This window comes from Methylobacterium sp. CM6241 (assembly GCF_054817845.1).
On sequence record NZ_CM139246.1, the window covers coordinates 49405 to 67500 of the forward strand.

Genomic DNA, 18096 nt, shown 5'->3' on the forward strand with positions numbered 1-18096 from the left:
ACAGTCGGGCTCCGCCACGGCCTCCCAACGTCCATGACAGGATTGACGTCACGAGACATCGCGGTGATCGGCGGAGGCCCGGCCGGGCTCGCTGCCGCCGAGATTCTGGCCGAGGCCGGTCACCGCGTCACGATCTACGAGCGGATGCCCTCGGTGGGGCGCAAGTTCCTCATCGCCGGGCGGGGCGGCCTCAACCTCACGCATAGCGAGCCGCTGGAGGCGTTCCACCGCCGCTACCACCCAGCGAATCCGTCTTTCGCGAAGGCGGTCGACGCGTTTCCTCCGCAAGCCTTGCGGGACTGGTGCGAGGGGCTCGGCCAGCCGACCTTCGTCGGGTCGAGCGGCCGTGTATTCCCGAAAAGCTTCAAGGCCTCCCCGCTCCTGCGGGCATGGCTGGGGCGGCTCGATGCGTCCCGCGTCCGCATCCTCACACGGCATTTCTTCCTGGGTTGGGAGGCGGATGGAAGCCTGGCTTTCGAGACCCCGGACGGACGCGTCACGGTGGCCCCCCAGGCGACCCTGATGGCGCTTGGCGGAGCGAGCTGGCCACGGCTCGGCTCGGATGGGACCTGGGTCCCGCTTCTCACCGGGGCAGGCATCGCCGTCTCGCCGCTCAAACCCGCCAATGTCGGCTTCGGCGTGCCGTGGTCGGACGTGTTCCGCGAACGCTTCGCCGGGACCCCTCTGAAGCGCGTCGTGCTCAGGCTCGGCGGCGAGACCGTGCGCGGCGAGGCCATGATCACTGCGGACGGGATCGAGGGCGGGGCGGTCTATGCCCTCTCACGCCTCATCCGCGACGCGATCGAGGAACGCGGCGAAGCTCGTCTCGTGCTCGATCTGCGGCCGGACCTCAGCGAGGATGCGCTGATGCGACGCCTCGCGACGCACAAACAGGGCGCCTCCCTCGCCACGCGTCTGCGCAAGGATGCGGGGCTCGACTCCGTGGCGGCAGGAATTTTGCGCGAGGCGGCCGGCCGCGCGCTTCCATCCTCGGCGGGCGATCTCGCCGCCTTGATCAAGGCGGCTCCCTTGCGCCTGCTCGCTCCCCGTCCGATCGACCGGGCGATCTCCACGGCGGGGGGCGTCGCCTTCGAGGCCGTAGATCACCGCTTCATGCTGAAAGCGCGGCCGGGGGTCTTCGTCGCCGGCGAGATGCTGGATTGGGAAGCCCCCACCGGCGGCTACCTGCTGCAGGGAGCCTTTTCCAGCGGCCGTGCGGCGGCCGCCGGAATGATGGACTGGCTCGATGAGGCCGATCCGGAACTATAGACGCGTGCAGAACCCGACCATGCCCTTGGCATCGGACGGGCAGGACGCGCTGGCGCCGCCATTGGCGAAGGACGGGCTACCCGAGGGCAGGCAATAGGCCGAGACGAAGGCCTCGCCACTGGCACAGCTCAACTCGCAGCCGCTTGTCGAGCACGTCTCGTTGCGGACGGGACGCAAGCTAGAGTTGGCGGCGCTGGCCGTGATGCCGGCCGCTCCCGGCTCGCCCTGAGGACCGGCAGGCCCCCTGGGACCCGTTTCCCCCTTGGGGCCGACATCGCCTTTTGGCCCAACCTCACCCTTGGGACCGACATCGCCCTTGGGACCCATATCGCCCTTGGGACCGATCGGTCCCTGGGGGCCAGTCTCCCCCTTGAGCCCGGCCTCGCCCTTCGGTCCCGTCTCCCCTTTCGGCCCAGCCTCGCCCGCGGGGCCCGCAATCCCCTGCGGTCCGACAAGCCCTGCCATGCCCTGCGGCCCGGTTTCACCTGCGGGGCCCGCATCGCCCTTGGGGCCGGGCTCGCCCGTGGGCGCGCAATTGGCCACCACCGCCTCCCTCTCGTCCTCACCGGCCTTCAGCGCCGCGACGCAGGTAGGCGGCCGGTAGGGAAGGCGGAACAGGAAACGCCCGCGCGAATCGGCCATCACCGAGATGTCTTCGTCGAGAATGACGACGCTGCCGGCCTTGCGCACGCTGCCTGAGATCCGCAGGTCTCCCCCCTCGATCCGCGCATCGTAAACCTGGATCGGCTGCGACGGCGTCACGACCCGCCTGGTCCTGGCCCTGGGCCCCGGAGCCGCTGCGGCATCGGTCGCCGGGGCGGCGCTCATCCCACGGCCCGGCTGGCCGGGACTGACCTGGCCTGGCGCCTGCGCGAAGGCGGCCCCGGAGAAGGAGCCCACGAGCAACATCAGGCCGATCAGCGATTTACCGAACAGGGAACCGGCCTTCTGGCTGTTTCCGGTCGGGCGATGAAGGTCCTGGCACTGGGCGGCTTGGTCGAGGCGCATGGGCATTCTCTCCCGGCTGATGCGCCGGGGGTCCGGCACGGCGGAGGGACAATGCCGGGTCCGGCCATGGGGTCAAGTCCACAACGAAGGGCTCGAACGCCCTTCCGATTCTCGCCCGTCCACACTCATCCACAGCCGTCCACAGGGGAAACGACTGTTTGCGTTGGGAAATTTTTCAGACCCCTGAAACCTGTTGAGTGTGTTCTTGTTTTGTTCTTATCGTCTGGCGACGGTGCGGACAGGATGGCTTTGGCTCAACGGACAATGCGCGATGAGGGCGAGACGAACACGGACGAGTTCGCGCGGCGCCGGAGGGTTGCGATGGCCGCCCTGCGCGATCACGAGGGAGGACATTCCGCCCCCCTCCGCGTCGAGTCGTTGCCCCTGGGAATCGCCCATATCGATTCGGGGCTTCCCGGCAACGGCCTCACGCTCGGGCGACCGCACGAGATCGCGCCGGAAGCCGAAGGCGACGAGGCGGCGGCCCTGGGCTTCACCCTCGCCCTCGTGGCGCGTCACCTCGCGCGGGTGGAGGGAGAGGCGCTCCTCGTCATCGGCAAGAGCCATCCGACGCCCTACGGCCATGGGCTCGCCGGGCTCGGCCTCGATCCGGGCCGCCTGCTGATCCTGGAGGTGGAGAACGACGCGGATGCCTACCGCGCCGTGGAGGAAGCCCTGCGGTCTCAGGGCCTGAGGGCAGTGGCGGGGCTGGTGGATGCCGGCCTGCCGCTGAAACAGAGCCGGCGGCTGCATCTGGCGGGCGAGGCGGCCTCCCGCCTCCTCCTCGTCCTGCGGCCACCGCAGGCGGAAAACCCGAACATGGCCGCGACCCGCTGGCGGATCGGGTCGGGGGCGGCCCTGCGGGACCGCTTCGGCTGCATCGAGCGGCCCTGCTGGCGGGCACGGCTCGACCGCTGCCGCAACGGACGGACCGGGGATTGGCTTCTGGAGTGGGATCATGCCGCGCATCGTTTCGGTCTGGCTGGAGCAGTGGCCGCTGACGCGCCTCAGGCGCGCTCGAACACGGCTTGAACACGCGGCGCCAGAAGCGGCCGCGCCCTCCGTTGTGGCCGCCATCGGCCCGGGGGGCCTGCGCATCACGGCGGTGGATGCACAGGCTTGGGCCCTGGGCCTGCGCCCGGGAGAGCCCCTGGCGCGAGCCCGAGCGAGGATCGGCCCCGGCATCGCGGTCCACCCCGCCGACCCGGAGGCCGATGCCGCCGCCCTCGCGCGGCTCTGCCTCTGGGCCCGTCGCTACACGCCCGTGGTGGCGCCGTTCGGACCGGCAGAGGGGGCTGCCGGCTTCTTCCTCGACGTGGAGGGGGCGAGCCATCTGTTCGGCGGAGAGGAAGGCCTGATGGCCGACCTTTCCGGTCGCCTGTCGGCCAATGCGATTCCCGCCCGGCTGGCCCTGGCCGACACGCCCGCCTGCGCTTTCGCCCATGCCCGCCACGGCGGTTCGGCGAGGCCCGTCATCGTGCCGCCCGGAGACAATGCACCGTCCCTGCGCGAGCTTTCCGTCGCCGCATTGCGGATCGAGCCGTCCATCTCGGACTCGCTGCGTCGCCTTGGCCTACGCCGGATCGGAGCGTTGGCCGACGCGCCCCGCCCTCCCCTCGCCCGACGCTTCGGCGAGACCCTGCTCCTGCGCCTCGATCAGGCATTGGGGAGGAGGCCCGAACCGCTGGTCTCCTTGGCCGAGCCTGCCGCCTTCGGCGCGAGCCAGGGCTTCCTCGACCCGATCGGACATCAGGCCGGCATCGTCGCCACCGCCATCCGGCTGATGCGGGAGATCGCTCCCCGTCTCGCCGCATCGGGCATGGGCGCGCAATCCCTGCGCTTGAGCCTGCATCGGGTCGACGGCATCGAGAAGACCCTCGATCTCGGCCTGTCGGAACCGACCCTGTGCCCCATCCAGATCGGTCGGCTGCTGGACCTGCGCCTCGACCGGCTCGGCCCGGCCCTCGATGCCGGCTTCGGCTTCGAGACCGTGCGGCTCGACGTGACCGGCATCGGCCGGCTGGAAGCGCGCCAGGACTCCCTCGCTGATACGGGCCTCGATCGACGCGCGGAAGGCAACGGAACCGCCCGCCTCGCCGATGCCCTGCGCCAGCGCATCAGGGCCAGGGTGATAAGGGTGAGCCCACGAGCGAGCCATATCCCCGAACGCGCCGACGCCCTGGAACCGTGGCGGGTGAACCATGTGGCCCTCGACTGGGCCGGGCGGGGAAATGCGCGCCCGGGCGGCCCCGTGCCGTCCCGCCCCCTCGTCCTCTTCCCTCGCAGCGAAATGGCCGACGAGGTGTTCTCGCTGGCCCCCGACGGGCCGCCCCAGCGTTTCCGCTGGCGCCGACGTCTGCACCGAATCGCCCATGCCGAAGGACCGGAGCGCATTGCCGACGCCTGGTGGCACGCCCCCGCACCGGCCCGGGACTATTACGTGGTCGAGGACGAATCCGGCCGGAGGCTCTGGGTCTACCGGGAAGGCTTCCACACGGCGCAGCAGGCCGCACGCTGGTTCGTGCAGGGATTGTTCGCGTGAGTGCCGAGATGAGCGCCCTCCCCTCTCCCCGCCGGGCGGGGAGAGGATCGCAGGCACCTTGCCGTGACTGCGATGAGCGGAGGCGAAGCCGGAGCGAGGGTGAGGGGGTCTCTTCGGATGAGGCTCCTTCGGACGCGCCCCCTCACCCTCGGCTGCCGCCTCGCCGCGCCGACAACGGGGTCGTCGCGGCCCTCTCCCCGCTCGCGGGGAGAGGGGATTGCGCGAACGGCCCATCTTTCTGCGCATGACCCCGCCCTATGCCGAATTGGCGGTGACCACGAATTTCTCGTTCCTGCGCGGAGCCTCGCATCCGCAGGAAATGGTGGCGCAGGGTGCCGAATTCGGGTTTCACGCCATCGGCATCGCCGACCGCAACACGCTGTCGGGCGTGGTGCGCGGCCATGCCGAGGCCAAGCGCCGGAAGAAGGCGGGTGAAGCGACGGTCCGGTATCTGCCGGGCGTTCGTCTCGTCACCGAGGAAGGTTTTGAGGCGGTCGCCTACCCGATGGACCGGGATGCCTATGGCCGGCTCTGCCGGTTGCTCACGGATGGCAACCGCCGTTCGGAGAAGGGCGAATGCCGCTTCGGCATCGCGGAGGTGCTCGCGGCGGCAAGGGGCCAGATCTTCATCGCCATTTCTCCGGAGGATTTTCTGCCTCCCGAGGATTTTCTGCCTTCGGAAGACGGCTCGCCGCCGGACATGGCGGACGAGGCCTTCGCCCGTCACCTCGCCGATCTGGCGGAGGCGGCGCCGGGCCGCGTCTTCCTCGGTGTCAGCCACCGCTACCGAGGCGACGAGCGCCGCCGCCTCGGCCGGCTGGCCGGGTTCGGGAAACGCCTCGGCGCGCCGATGGTGGCGGTGTCGGATGCGCTCTACCACCATCCCGACCGGCGCCCCCTGCAGGATGTCGCCACCTGCATCCGCGAGGGTTGCACCCTGGTCGAGGCCGGCTACCGGCTGGAAGCCAATGCCGAGCGCCATCTGAAGCCGCCGGAGGAGATGGCCCGGCTCTTCGCGGACCACCCGGAGGCGATCGCGCGCAGTGTCGAGATCGCGCAAGCCTGCGAGTTCTCGCTGGAGGAGCTGAAATACGAGTATCCCGACGAGACCGTCCCCCCCGGCAGGACGGCACAGGGGCATCTCGAATACATGACGCGGCAACGGGCCCGGCTGCGCTATCCGGATGGCATTCCCGAGATGGTGGAGACGGCCCTCGCCCACGAATTCGACCTGATCCGCCAGCTCGATTACGCCCGCTACTTCCTCACCATCCACGACATCGTCGAATTCGCCCGGAACCGGGGAATCCTGTGCCAGGGCCGCGGCTCGGCGGCCAATTCCGTGGTCTGCTACTGCCTCGGCATCACCTCGGTGGACCCGACCAAGATCCGGCTGCTCTTCGCCCGCTTCATTTCCGAAAGCCGCGACGAACCGCCTGATATCGACGTCGATTTCGAGCACGAGCGCCGTGAGGAGGTGATCCAGCACCTCTACGATCGCTACGGGCGGGAGCGCGCGGCCATTTGCGCCACGGTGATCCACTACCGGCCCCGCAGCGCGATCCGCGAGGTCGGCAAGGTACTGGGCCTCACCCCCGACATCACCGGCATGATGGCCGACACGGTGTGGGGCTCATGGGGCGACGGTCTGCCCGACCAGCATATCGCGCAAGCCGGGCTCGACCCCGCCAACCCGGCGATCCGGCAGGCGGTGGACCTCGCGATCCAGCTCATCGGCTTCCCGCGCCACCTGTCCCAGCATGTGGGCGGCTTCGTGCTGACGCGGGGGCGTCTCGACGAGACCGTGCCGATCGGCAATGCGGCGATGCCGGACCGCACCTTCATCGAATGGGACAAGGACGACATCGACACGATCGGCCTTCTCAAGGTCGACGTGCTGGCGCTCGGCATGCTGACCTGTCTCAAGCGCGGCCTCGACTTCCTGCGCGAGGATTTCGGCGTCGCCTACGAGACCCTGGCCGACATCCCGCCGGAGCAGCCGGACGTCTACGCGATGCTCTCGAAGGCCGATTCCGTCGGCGTGTTCCAGGTCGAGAGCCGGGCGCAGATGTCGATGCTGCCGCGCCTGAAGCCGAAGGAATTCTACGATCTGGTGGTGCAGGTCGCCATCGTGCGCCCCGGCCCGATCCAGGGGGACATGGTCCATCCCTACCTGAAGCGCCGCTCGGGCGAGGAACCTGTCGTCTTCCCATCCCCCTCCCCCGACCATGGGCCGAAGAACGAACTCGAAGAGGTATTGAAGCGGACCTTCGGCGTGCCGCTGTTCCAGGAACACGCCATGCAGATCGCGATCACGGCGGCCGGATTCACGCCGTCTGAATCCGACGGCTTGCGCCGGGCCATGGCGACCTTCCGGCATAACGGGCTGATCGTGAATTTCAGGACCAAGTTCATCGAGGGCATGGTCGGGCGCGGCTATCCGCGCGATTTCGCCGAGCGCTGCTTCAAGCAGATCGAGGGATTCTCAACTTATGGCTTTCCCGAGAGCCACGCGGCGAGCTTCGCCCTGCTGGTCTACGCCTCGGCCTGGATGAAATGCCGGCACCCGGACGTTTTCCTGGCCGCGATCCTGAACTCGCAGCCCATGGGATTCTACCAGCCGGCCCAGCTGGTGCGGGATGCCCGCGCCCATGGGGTCGAGGTGCGCGGGCCCGACGTCAACGCCAGCGAATGGGACTGCACCCTGGAACCGGCCTCGGAGCAGCGTGGGCCGGAGCGCCGCTTCGCCGTCCGCATCGGCCTGCGGCAGGTGAGCGGCCTGCCGAAAGCCGCCATGGCCCGGCTCGTGGCCCTGCGCGGCAACGGCTATGCCAGCGTCGAGGGCCTCCAGGCCGCCCTGACGCTGCCCCGCAACGCCCTCGAGCGCCTGGCGGAAGCGGATGCCTTCCGCTCCCTCGACCTCGACCGCCGCGCCGCGCTCTGGGCGGTGCGGGCGCTGGAAGGAACGTCGATGCGGGCCAGCGCCGGGCGGGGCGTCCCCACCGACCGGCGCACCCATCTCCTCGATGCGCCGATGCCGCTTTTCGCCTTCCATGCCGATGATGGCCTGTTCCGGGCCGAGCCCGCGGTGGAGCTGCCCGCCATGGCGCTCTCCGAGCATGTGGCGGAGGATTACGTCTCCACCGGCCTCTCGCTCAAAGGCCATCCGGTAGCGTTTTTCCGGGCGCGCCTCGCCCGCATCGGCGCGATCCCTGCGGCGGCCCACCACGACCCTTCATGGGCGCAGAATGCCCGCGTCACGGTGGCGGGCCTCGTCCTCACCCGGCAGCGCCCCGGCACCGCCAAGGGCGTGGTGTTCCTGACGCTGGAGGACGAGACCGGCATCTGCAACGTCATCGTCTGGAAGAAGGTGTTCGACGCCAACCGGCGCATCGCCATGAGCGCGCGCTTCCTTGCCGTGCGCGGCCGCATCCAGCGCTCAGGGCTGGTGGTTCATCTCCTGGCCGAGCAGTTTCGCGACCTGACAGAGGAATTGCGGACCCTGCGGGAGGGCGGCCTCCCCCTCCCACCGGAAACCACGGATTTCGGGGCGCCGCCCGACCGGCGCGTCTACCGCAGCCGGGATTTCCATTGAGGGGCGGTGCGCATCCCCTCTCCCCGCCCACGAGGCTACCGGATTCACCCATCTGCTTTTGCAGGCAGAGCGCGTCCCTCTCCCCCCTGTGGGAAGAGGTCAGGAGTGGGGGTGGCTCCGCCAGCCTCCGTAAGCTGAGGGTCACCCCACCACCCCCACCTCCAACTCCTCCCCACAAGCTCGACGGATCTTGAGCAGGCACGAGATCCGCTGGGGAGGAGGGCTTGCCCCCTCAGGGCCGCAGCAGGACCTTGCCCACGGCCTCGCGGCGCTTGAGGATGCCGAGCGCGTTCTCGTACTCGCTCATCGGATAGGTGCCGTGGATCTTGGCCTTAAGCCGTCCTTCCGCCACCCAGGCCAACAATTGCTCCTGGTTCGCCCGGTGAGCCTCGGGCTCGCGCTCCACGAACACGCCCCAATGCACGCCCTGGATATCGATGCCCTTCAGGAGGGCGAGGTTCAGGGGGATGCGTGGGATATCGCCGGCCGCGAATCCGACGACGAGGTAGCGTCCCTTCCAGCCGAGCGAGCGTAGCGCAGGCTCGGCGTATTCGCCGCCGATCGGATCGTAGATCACGTCGACGCCCCGTCCCTCGGTGAGCTTCTTCAACCCCTCGCGCAGATTGTCCGCGCTGTAATCGAGGCTCATCTCGGCGCCGTGCGCCTGCGCCACCGCGAGTTTCTCAGGCGAGGAGGCGCAGGCGATTACCTTGGCCCCCATGATCACGCCGAGCTCCACCGCAGCGAGACCGACGCCGCCCGAGGCACCGAGGACCGCCAAGGTCTCGCCGGGCTGGAGCCGCGCGCGATCCCGCAGGGCGTGGAGCGAGGTGCCGTAGGTGATGGTGAGGCCGGCGGCCTGCTCGTCGCTCACCGCATCGGGGACGGCAGTGAGATGCCGGGTGCCCACCGCGATGCGCTCGGCGCAGGTGCCGCAGGTACGGTGGACGATGACCCGATCCCCGACCCCGAACCCCTCGACGCCATGCCCCAGGGCCTCGATGATTCCCACGGCCTCACCGCCGGGTGAAAACGGCAGATCGGGCTTCACTTGGTAGCGCCCTGCGATGATGAGCGTATCGAAGAAGTTCAGTGCCGCCAGCGTCACCCGCACCACGGCCTCGCCGGGACCGGCGACCGGATCGGCCACTTCGGCGACCGCGAGATCCTCGGGGCCGCCGAGCCTGGTGCAGAGCAAAGCCTTCATGCCGATCCTCCCTTGAGCCGCAGCGCCTTTTGCTTGAGCGCGCTTGCACCGATTGGCGGCAGCAGCGCAAGCGTTCGTCGTCAGCGGCGCTCGTAGAGCCCGGTTCAGGCCGGACGCGAGGCCGCGACCATGTAGTTCACCGCCGTGTCGCGGGCCGGTCGCCAACTCCCGTCGAGGGGATTGAACACGACACCGGTCGTATCGGTGACGGCGAGGCCGCCGCGCGCGATGGCGCGGGACAATTCCTCCGGCTTCACGAACTTGTTCCAGTCATGGGTTCCGCGGGGCAGCCAGCCGAGAACGTATTCCGCTCCGACGATGGCCAGCGCGAAGGAGCGCATTGTGCGGTTGAGGGTGGCGGCGAACAGGAGACCGCCCGGTTTCACCGCCTGGCAGGCACTCGCGACGAAGGCCGGCATGTCGACCACGTGCTCCACCACCTCCATGATCAGGACGACGTCGAAAAGCTCGCCCGCCGCCACCACTTCTTCGATGGTCTGCGAGCGGTAATCCACCGCCACGCCCTCGGCCTCCGCATGGGATCGCGCCACGGCGATGTTGGTGGGGGCCGGATCGAGCCCGGTGACGCTGGCGCCGAGCCGCGCCAGGGGCTCGGACAGGACGCCGCCGCCGCAGCCGACATCGACGATGGTCAGCCCCTTCAGCGGATAGGGCGCGCGCGGGTCTCGGCCGAAGGTCCTGCAGATCGCGTCGCGGATATAGGCGAGACGCACCGGGTTGAAACGGTGAAGCACCTTCATCGGCCCATCCTCGGCCCACCAGGTCGCGGCGATCCCTTCGAAGCGCGCGACTTCCTCGGCGTCGATGGAAGAGGGTGCCGCTGGATTCATTCGCCTGACCTTCCGACTCGGATGCGAGCCATCCCGCCCGCATGCCCGATTGTTGACACGTCCGAAGGGCCCTTGTACCCGCCCAGGCACCGGCCGGTATAGCGGCGGGACACGACTGCGGCGATTGCCGCCGGCGTCGTGCCCGCAGCGGGCGGCCAGCCTGGAATGGATCGACGCGGACCCGACATGCCCCGTTTGGTGATGAAGTTCGGCGGCACATCGGTGGCGACCGTGGACCGTATCCGCAACGTGGCGCTCCACGTGGCGCGCGAGATCGAGGCCGGCTACGACGTCGCCGTCGTGGTCTCGGCCATGTCCGGCAAGACCAACGAACTCGTGGCCTGGGTCAAGGACGCCAACCCGCTCTACGACGAGGCGGAATACGACGCCATCGTCGCATCGGGCGAGCTCGTCACCGCAGGTCTCCTCGCCGCGGCGCTTCAGAAGAACGGGATCAAGGCCCGGTCCTGGCAAGGCTGGCAGATCCCGATCGAGACCTCGGACGCCCACGGCTCGGCCCGTATCACCGCCATCGATCCCAAGAATCTCGAGGCTGGCTTCCAACGCGGCGAAGTCGCCGTGATCGCCGGCTTCCAGGGCATCCATACCGAGACCGGCCGCGTGACGACGCTCGGCCGGGGCGGCTCGGATACCAGCGCGGTCGCCATCGCCGCCGCCATCGGCGCGGAGCGCTGCGACATCTATACCGACGTCGACGGCGTCTACACCACCGACCCGCGCGTGGTGCAGAAGGCCAAGCGCATGGAGCGCGTGACCTTCGAAGAGATGCTGGAGATGGCCTCTCTCGGGGCCAAGGTGCTCCAGGTCCGCTCCGTCGAACTCGCCATGGTCCATCGCGTGCCGACCACGGTGCGCTCCAGCTTCGACCCGCCCGACAACGCCCGCACAGGCACCCTCATCTGCGACGAGGACGACATCGTGGAACAGCAGATCATCACCGGGATCGCCTTCTCGAAGGACGAGGCGCAGATCACCCTTCGCCGGGTCAAGGACAGCCCCGGGATCGCGGCCGCGATCTTCGGACCGCTGGCGGATGCCAACATCAACGTCGACATGATCATCCAGACCGTGTCCGGCGACCAGTCGACCACCGACATGACCTTCACGGTGCCCTCGGCCGATTACGATCGCGCCCGCACGATTCTCGATGCCCAGAGCGGTATCATCGAGTTCGCCCAGATCGAGGGCGCCACCGATGTCGTCAAGGTTTCGGCCATCGGCGTTGGCATGCGCAGCCATGCGGGTGTCGCCGCCAAGGCATTCAGGGCCCTGGCGCAGAAGGGAATCAACATCCGCGCGATCACCACATCGGAGATCAAGTTCTCGGTCCTGATCGACGCGGCCTATACGGAGCTTGCCGTGCGTACGCTCCACTCGCTATACGGCCTCGATCAGGCTTGAGCGCCTGCCCTCTCCGCCGCGCATGAAACTTGCGCGTGCGGAACCGGGGACTGAATTCGGATCGAGGAGACCATGCCTGCTGCGCCCGGAGGACCGCGCCTGCTGCTGCGCCGCCTCCGCGAAGCGATGGCGGAGCCGGTCAGTCCACAAGCTCGCCTCGACCGCATCGTCACCCTCATCGCGGCGAACGTCATCGCCGAGGTCTGCTCGGTCTATGTCCTGAGCGATGACAACACCCTCGAACTGTTTGCCACCGAGGGACTGAACCGTTCGGCCGTCCACCTGACCCGGATGCGGGCCGATGAAGGCCTCGTCGGCCTCATCGCCAAGACCGCCGAGCCGCTCTCGCTCTCGGACGCCCAGTCCCACCCCGCTTTCTCGTATCGCCCAGAGACCGGGGAAGAGGCCTATCACGCCTTCCTCGGCGTGCCGCTGCTGCGGGCCGGGAACACGCTCGGCGTCCTCGTGGTGCAGAACCTCACTTACCGGGTCTATTCGGAAGAAGAGATCGAGGCGCTCCAGACGACGGCGATGGTGCTGTCCGAGATGATCGCTTCGGGTGAATTGCAATCCCTGGCCCCAGGTGCGGGCTCGGCCGCGCGCCGCGCCGTGAGCCAGCGCGGTGTCGCGCTCGCCGATGGCATCGGACTCGGCCACGTGGTGCTGCATGAGCCGCGCATCATCGTGAAGCAGCTCATCGCCGAAAACCTGGAGCGCGAGGTCGAGCGCCTGGAGGAGGCCATCGGCGAGGTCCGCTCGGCCATCGACGACCTCGTGGAACGCGGCGACAGCATCGGCACCGGCGAATCGCGTGAGGTGCTGGAGACGGTGCGCATGTTCGCGCACGACAAGGGCTGGCTGCGCCGGATGCGCGAGGCGGTCCATTCCGGCCTCACCGCGGAAGCCGCCGTGGAGCGCGTGCAGTCGGACAACCGCGCCCGGATGATGCGTCAGAGCGATCCGTATCTGCGCGACCGCCTGCACGACCTCGACGATCTCGCCAACCGTCTTCTGCGCACGCTGATCGGAACGGAGAGCAACGGCACGCATCGCGAGCTTCCCGAAAACGCGATTCTCGTCGCCCGCTCCATGGGGCCGGCCGCCCTCCTCGACTACGATCGCGCCTCCCTGCGCGGCGTGGTGCTGGAGGAAGGTGGCCCGACGAGCCACATCGCCATCGTCGCACGGGCGCTCGGCATCCCGGCGGTGGGTGAGATCGCCAATGCCACGGCCCTCTGCGATGCGGGCGACGCCATCATCGTCGATGGTGTCACCGGCGAGATCCAGGTCCGTCCCGGGCCTGAGATCGAGGCGGCTTATGCCGAGCAGGTCCGCCTGCGCGCGCGCCGTCAGGAACAGTACCGGGCGCTCCGCGACCTCCCCGCCGTCACCAGGGACGGGGTCGCCATCGGCCTGCAGCTGAATGCCGGACTGCTGGTCGACCTCACCCATCTCCATGAGACCGGCGCGGAGGGCATCGGCCTGTTCCGCACGGAATTGCAGTTCATGGTGGCGCAGCGGATGCCCTCGGCCGCCGAGCAGCAATCGCTCTACGAGGCGGTGTTCGCCGCCACCGGCGACCTGCCCGTGACGATCCGTACCCTGGATATCGGCGGCGACAAGATCCTGCCCTACATGCCGGCCCTCGAGGAGGAAAACCCGGCTCTCGGCTGGCGCGCCATCCGCATCGGCCTCGACCGCCCCGCCCTGTTGCGGGTGCAGTTGCGCGCGCTGCTGCGGGCGGCGTCCGGCCGGCCTCTCAAGATCATGTTTCCGATGGTGGCGACGGTGGACGAGTTCGTCCGCGCCAAGGCCATCGTCGACCGGGAGAAGGCGCATCTGCGCCGCCACGGCCATATCCTTCCGAGCGATTGCCGCCTCGGCGTGATGGTCGAGGTGCCCTCACTCCTCTTCCAGATCGACGAGATCGCCAAGGTCGCCGACTTCCTGTCGGTGGGCTCGAACGACCTGATGCAGTTCCTCTTCGCGGTGGACCGCGAAAACCGCCGCGTGGCCAACCGGTTCGACACGCTCAGCGTGCCGGCCCTGCGTGCGTTCCGCCTCATCGCCGAGCGGGCGGCTGCCGCCGGCTGCCCCGTCACCATCTGCGGCGAGATCGGCGGCAAGCCCTTGGAGGCGATGGCCCTGATCGGCCTCGGCTTCCGCAACCTGTCGATGTCGCCCGCCGCCATCGGCCCGGTGAAGGCCATGGTTCTCGGAATCGATACGTCCGCCGTGGCGGCGGTGATCGATGCCGAGATGGAGCGTTCCAGCGACAGCGCTTCCCTGCGGCCGGTCCTGACGGCCTTCGCCAAGGCCCACGGCGTGCCTATCTAGCGAGCGTGACGGCGCTTACGCCGGCAGCTGAGCTTTTCGCACGTCCGTTCGACATTCCCTTTCCACAGTTGAGAGTATCCTCCGGGCGATGACCCCAATTCCTTCAGACCGTCTCGACGCCATTCTGACGCGGCATGACATCGTCACCGCCACGCTCAGCGCAGGTTCGGCCGATTCCGACAGCTTCGTCCAGCTGTCCCGGGAACTCGCCGAACTCGACGGCGTGGTGGCGGCCATCCATGCCTACCGCGCGGCCGCAACGAACCTCGCCGAGATCGAGGCCCTCATCGACGAGCCGGGCGGGGATGCCGAGATGCGCGCGCTCGCCGCCGCCGAGAAGCCCGATGCGGAAGCGGGGCTCGAGGCCGCCCACAAGGCGCTCCAGGTCATCCTGCTGCCCAAGGACGCCGCCGACGAGAAGAGCGCCATTCTCGAAATCCGTGCCGGGACCGGTGGCGACGAAGCCGCGCTCTTCGCCGGCGATCTGTTCCGGATGTACGCGAAATATGCGGATCTGAAGGGCTGGAAGGTCGATGTCATCTCCGAGAGCGAAGGCACGGTCGGCGGCTATCGCGAAGTCATCGCCGAGGTGAAGGGCAAGGGCGTCTTCGCCAAGCTGAAATTCGAGAGCGGAGCCCACCGGGTCCAGCGTGTGCCCGATACCGAGGCCCAGGGACGCATTCACACCTCCGCCGCCACCGTAGCGGTCCTGCCCGAGGCCGAGGAGGTGGATATCGTCGTCAACGATGCCGATCTGAAGATCGACACGATGCGCTCCCAGGGTGCCGGCGGCCAGCACGTCAACAAGACGGAATCGGCGATCCGCATCACCCATATGCCGAGCGGCATCGTCATCTTCGTCCAGGAAGAGCGCTCGCAGCACAAGAACCGCGCGCGCGCCATGTCGCTCCTGCGGGCCAAGCTCTACGATGCCGAACGGACGGCAAAAGACGCCGTTCGCGCAGCAGACCGCAAGTCACAGGTCGGTTCGGGAGACCGGTCGGAGCGTATCCGCACCTACAATTTCCCACAGGCGCGGGTCACCGATCATCGCATCAACCTCACCCTCTACAAACTGGAAGAGGTTCTCGCGGGCGAAGCGCTGGACGAACTCGTGGATGCCCTCATCACCGAGCACCAGGCGGAACTCATGGCCGCCGAAGGCATGGCGTGACGGAAGATGGTCTGAGTGACTCTCGCGTGACGGGCGGCGGGGCGGATGGAACAGGCATCGACCCATGGCTGTCTCGCTCGCAGGCGCTCAGCCGGATCACGGCGGCTTTCCGCGAGGCCGGGATCGATGGCGGGGCCAGCGATGCCCGTTTCCTTCTCCTCCATGTCCTAGGCATCACTCAGACCGAGCTCGTCCTTTCCGGCGCGGAGCCTCTGGGCGAGCAGGGCGCCAAGCGGCTCGGCGAGGCGATGCAACGGCGCCTCGCGGGTGAGCCCGTCGCCCGCATCCTCGGCGAGTGGGAGTTCTGGGGTCTTCCCTTCATCCTGAACGCCGCGACCCTGGTTCCCAGGCCCGATACCGAGACGATGGTAGATGCCGCACTGTCGCTTCATGCCACCCGCGACCGGCCCCTACGCCTCCTGGATCTCGGAACCGGATCCGGCTGCATTCTCATTGCGCTCTTGAGCGAATGGACACAGGCATTCGGCGTGGGTGTCGACCGCTCGCACGAAGCGCTCGGTTGCGCCCGCAGCAACGCCCGGATGAACGGTGTCGGACGGCGTGCCGCCTTCCTAGCCGGCGATTGGTGCTCCGCTCTCGGCAAGCCGTTCGACGTCATTCTCTCGAACCCGCCCTACATCCCGAGTGCCACCATTCCGACGCTCTCCCACGAAGTTCGCTGCCATGATCCCATTGGCGCCCTCGATGGCGGGGAGGATGGCTTGGCTGCCTACAGGAGGATCACCGCGGAGGTGAGCGGGGCGTCGGATGGCCAGCGCCTGCTCGCGCCGAATGGGGCCCTGGTGTTCGAGGTCGGTTACGATCAGGCGAAGGACGTCGTCCGGATCGGCCATGAGGCGGGCTTCGCGCAAGGTTCGATCCGGCACGATCTGGCCGGTCACGCCCGCGTCGTCACATTATCGGGCCTTTGACCACCGGAAACCGCGAGAAGGCTCGGAAAAAAAGCTTGTTGTGGGCTTGGGGAGCCGCTAATGTCACAGTCAGGTCGCGAACGGTCCGTTAAGGCGGATCGAGGTAGAAATGTCGGCGGCGTCTAGCACGCGATGTTTTTAGACGATCTCCCCACCATCGAGCCGATACGCACGAGATTCCGTGTGGAAGCTTGATGAACTGAGTTCCAGACATCCGATCGACGCCGAGATGCGAGCGTGGGAATCGGTTGGCCGGACATACGGCGAGCACGGCACAATCGATCGCGGAACCATCGACCGGATCTTACGAGGACAGGAAAGAGCCCGAGCGGGTTCATTCTCCTTCGCTCGTAGCCCCGCCGCATCATCAGACGCTCCGATTTGAACGAGGGTCAATCGAGACCGATGAGACCAAACCAGAATAGACGGATGCGCGGTCGCAACCGCCCCAAAGGTCCCAATCCGCTGACGCGTTCCTACGAGTCCAACGGGCCGGATGTAAAAATCCGCGGGACGGCTCAGCACATCGCGGACAAATACGCCCAGCTGGCGCGTGATGCGCAAGCGAGCGGCGATCCGGTGGCGGCCGAGAATTACTTCCAGCACGGCGAGCATTATTTCCGCATCATCTCCGGTGCCCAGGAGCAGAACCGCCAGCAGAATGGCGGTTACGCCCGCAACGGCTACGATGACGACGAGGATGGCGAAGACGAGGGCCAGGGCGCGAGCCAGGGCTACGCCGCCAACGGTTACGGCAACAGCTACGGCGAGGAATACGGCGATCCGGCGCAGCAGCCGCAGCCTCAGTCCTACGAAGCGCCACGCCAAGACTCGCGGCAGGATTCCCGGCAAGATTCCCGCCCCGATCACCGCCAGGACTCCCAGTCCGACCAGCGAAGCCCGCGGCGCGACCGTTTCCAGAATCGTAACGACCGCCCCCAACGTTTCGAGAACAATCGGGACGGTCAGCGCCAGGAAGGCGGCCGGCAGGACGGGAACCGACAAGACGGTCCGCGCCAAGACGGTTCGCGCTATGAGGGACACCGTAGCGACGGTGGCCGCCAGGAGTATAACCGGCAGGATTCCTTCCGTGGCGAGAATGCCAGGCAGGATAATCCGAGGCAGGACAATCCCCGGCACGAGCAGCCGCGGCAGGATTACGGCCGCCAGGATCAGCCGCGCACGGACTTCAACCGCGCTCAGAACCGCAACGACAGCTCCCGCTACGAAAGCCAGCGCAGCGAGTTCCAGGGCAACGACACCGCGCCGAAGCCGGACCAGGTGTCTCAGGACGTGTCTCGCCAGGAAGCTCCCCGGCAGGAGGCCTATCGCCAGGACAATCCTCGACAGGAGCCTGCGCTTAGAAACGAGCCTGTGAGACAGGATTCACCGCGCCAGGAAAACCAGCGCCAGGAGAGCCCGCGCCCGGAATCCTCGCGCAGTGACAGCCGCCGTTCGGAAACGGCTCCGCGCCGTTCCCGCCGCCGCGAGGAACCCGATCTTCGCGCTGAAGACGATGTCAGTGCCTTGCCGGCTTTCCTGACGGCAGCTCCTCGTCCGGCCGCTGTACCGGTGGCAGAACGCTTTGTCGAACCCGCTGGCGAAGCGGAGCCGAAACGCGATCTCGCCGGAGAGGTGACGAAGGACGATTCAGCTCCGGCAGCACCGAAGCCACGTCGTCGCCGTCGTCCTCGCTTCGAGGGACCGGAAGGCTCAGAGGGCGGCAGCACGAACGCCGACGATACACCCTCCACCGTCG

General features: G+C 68.1%; 12 protein-coding genes (1 of these 12 only partly in view). 9 read left to right on the top strand and 3 right to left on the bottom strand.

Annotation, left to right across the window (positions count from 1 at the left end; genetic code table 11):
- Positions 1-33 precede the first annotated feature (33 nt).
- The gene (locus ACYQR9_RS00215; protein WP_461228327.1) at positions 34-1269 is read left to right on the top strand and encodes a TIGR03862 family flavoprotein; all 1236 of its coding nucleotides are present in this window, start codon (positions 34-36) and stop codon (positions 1267-1269) included.
- On the opposite strand, the gene ACYQR9_RS00220 is transcribed toward ACYQR9_RS00215, so the two are convergent.
- Positions 1264-2277 carry a collagen-like protein gene (locus ACYQR9_RS00220; RefSeq protein WP_461228328.1) on the bottom strand — a complete coding sequence of 338 codons (1014 nt, stop codon included), beginning with the start codon at positions 2275-2277 and terminating at the stop codon, positions 1264-1266. The genes ACYQR9_RS00215 and ACYQR9_RS00220 overlap by 6 nt on opposite strands.
- Before the next feature lie 321 nt (positions 2278-2598).
- On the opposite strand from ACYQR9_RS00220, the gene ACYQR9_RS00225 reads away from it, so the two are divergent.
- From ACYQR9_RS00225 to ACYQR9_RS00235, 3 genes are all read left to right on the top strand, one after another.
- Positions 2599-3309 (top strand): ImuA family protein, encoded by a 711-nt coding sequence (locus ACYQR9_RS00225; RefSeq protein WP_461228329.1) that lies wholly within the window; start codon positions 2599-2601, stop codon positions 3307-3309.
- A complete protein-coding gene (locus ACYQR9_RS00230; protein ID WP_461228330.1) occupies positions 3236-4819 on the top strand; it encodes a Y-family DNA polymerase in 1584 nt (527 codons plus the stop codon). The genes ACYQR9_RS00225 and ACYQR9_RS00230 overlap by 74 nt, the downstream gene beginning before the upstream one ends.
- Before the next feature lie 244 nt (positions 4820-5063).
- The gene (locus ACYQR9_RS00235) at positions 5064-8414 is read left to right on the top strand and encodes an error-prone DNA polymerase (RefSeq protein WP_461229695.1); all 3351 of its coding nucleotides are present in this window, start codon (positions 5064-5066) and stop codon (positions 8412-8414) included.
- Positions 8415-8646: 232 nt separating this feature from the next.
- On the opposite strand, the gene ACYQR9_RS00240 is transcribed toward ACYQR9_RS00235, so the two are convergent.
- Both ACYQR9_RS00240 and ubiG read right to left on the bottom strand, forming a co-directional pair.
- Positions 8647-9621, bottom strand: a complete 975-nt coding sequence (locus tag ACYQR9_RS00240; protein WP_461228331.1) for an NADPH:quinone oxidoreductase family protein — start codon at positions 9619-9621, stop codon at positions 8647-8649.
- A 104-nt stretch (positions 9622-9725) separates the two neighbouring features.
- Complete coding sequence (ubiG, locus tag ACYQR9_RS00245) at positions 9726-10472, bottom strand: bifunctional 2-polyprenyl-6-hydroxyphenol methylase/3-demethylubiquinol 3-O-methyltransferase UbiG (protein ID WP_311276652.1); 747 nt, start codon at positions 10470-10472, stop codon at positions 9726-9728.
- Positions 10473-10658: 186 nt separating this feature from the next.
- Here ubiG and ACYQR9_RS00250 point away from each other — a divergent pair, with 186 nt between their 5' ends.
- The 5 genes from ACYQR9_RS00250 to ACYQR9_RS00270 all read left to right on the top strand — a co-directional run.
- Complete coding sequence (locus tag ACYQR9_RS00250) at positions 10659-11894, top strand: aspartate kinase (protein ID WP_207413138.1); 1236 nt, start codon at positions 10659-10661, stop codon at positions 11892-11894.
- A 72-nt stretch (positions 11895-11966) separates the two neighbouring features.
- A complete protein-coding gene (gene ptsP, locus ACYQR9_RS00255) occupies positions 11967-14231 on the top strand; it encodes a phosphoenolpyruvate--protein phosphotransferase (RefSeq protein WP_461228332.1) in 2265 nt (754 codons plus the stop codon).
- Between the two features lie 88 nt (positions 14232-14319).
- On the top strand, positions 14320-15405 hold the full coding sequence (prfA, locus tag ACYQR9_RS00260) for a peptide chain release factor 1 (protein ID WP_018042072.1): 1086 nt from the start codon (positions 14320-14322) through the stop codon (positions 15403-15405).
- Positions 15406-15431: 26 nt separating this feature from the next.
- Complete coding sequence (gene prmC / locus ACYQR9_RS00265; RefSeq protein ID WP_461229696.1) at positions 15432-16337, top strand: peptide chain release factor N(5)-glutamine methyltransferase; 906 nt, start codon at positions 15432-15434, stop codon at positions 16335-16337.
- Between the two features lie 429 nt (positions 16338-16766).
- Positions 16767-18096, top strand: the 5' portion of a protein-coding gene (locus ACYQR9_RS00270) for a DUF4167 domain-containing protein (RefSeq protein WP_461228333.1). The gene runs 5 nt beyond the window's last position; the window shows 1330 of its 1335 coding nt (coding positions 1-1330); its start codon is at positions 16767-16769; its stop codon lies off the right edge, out of view.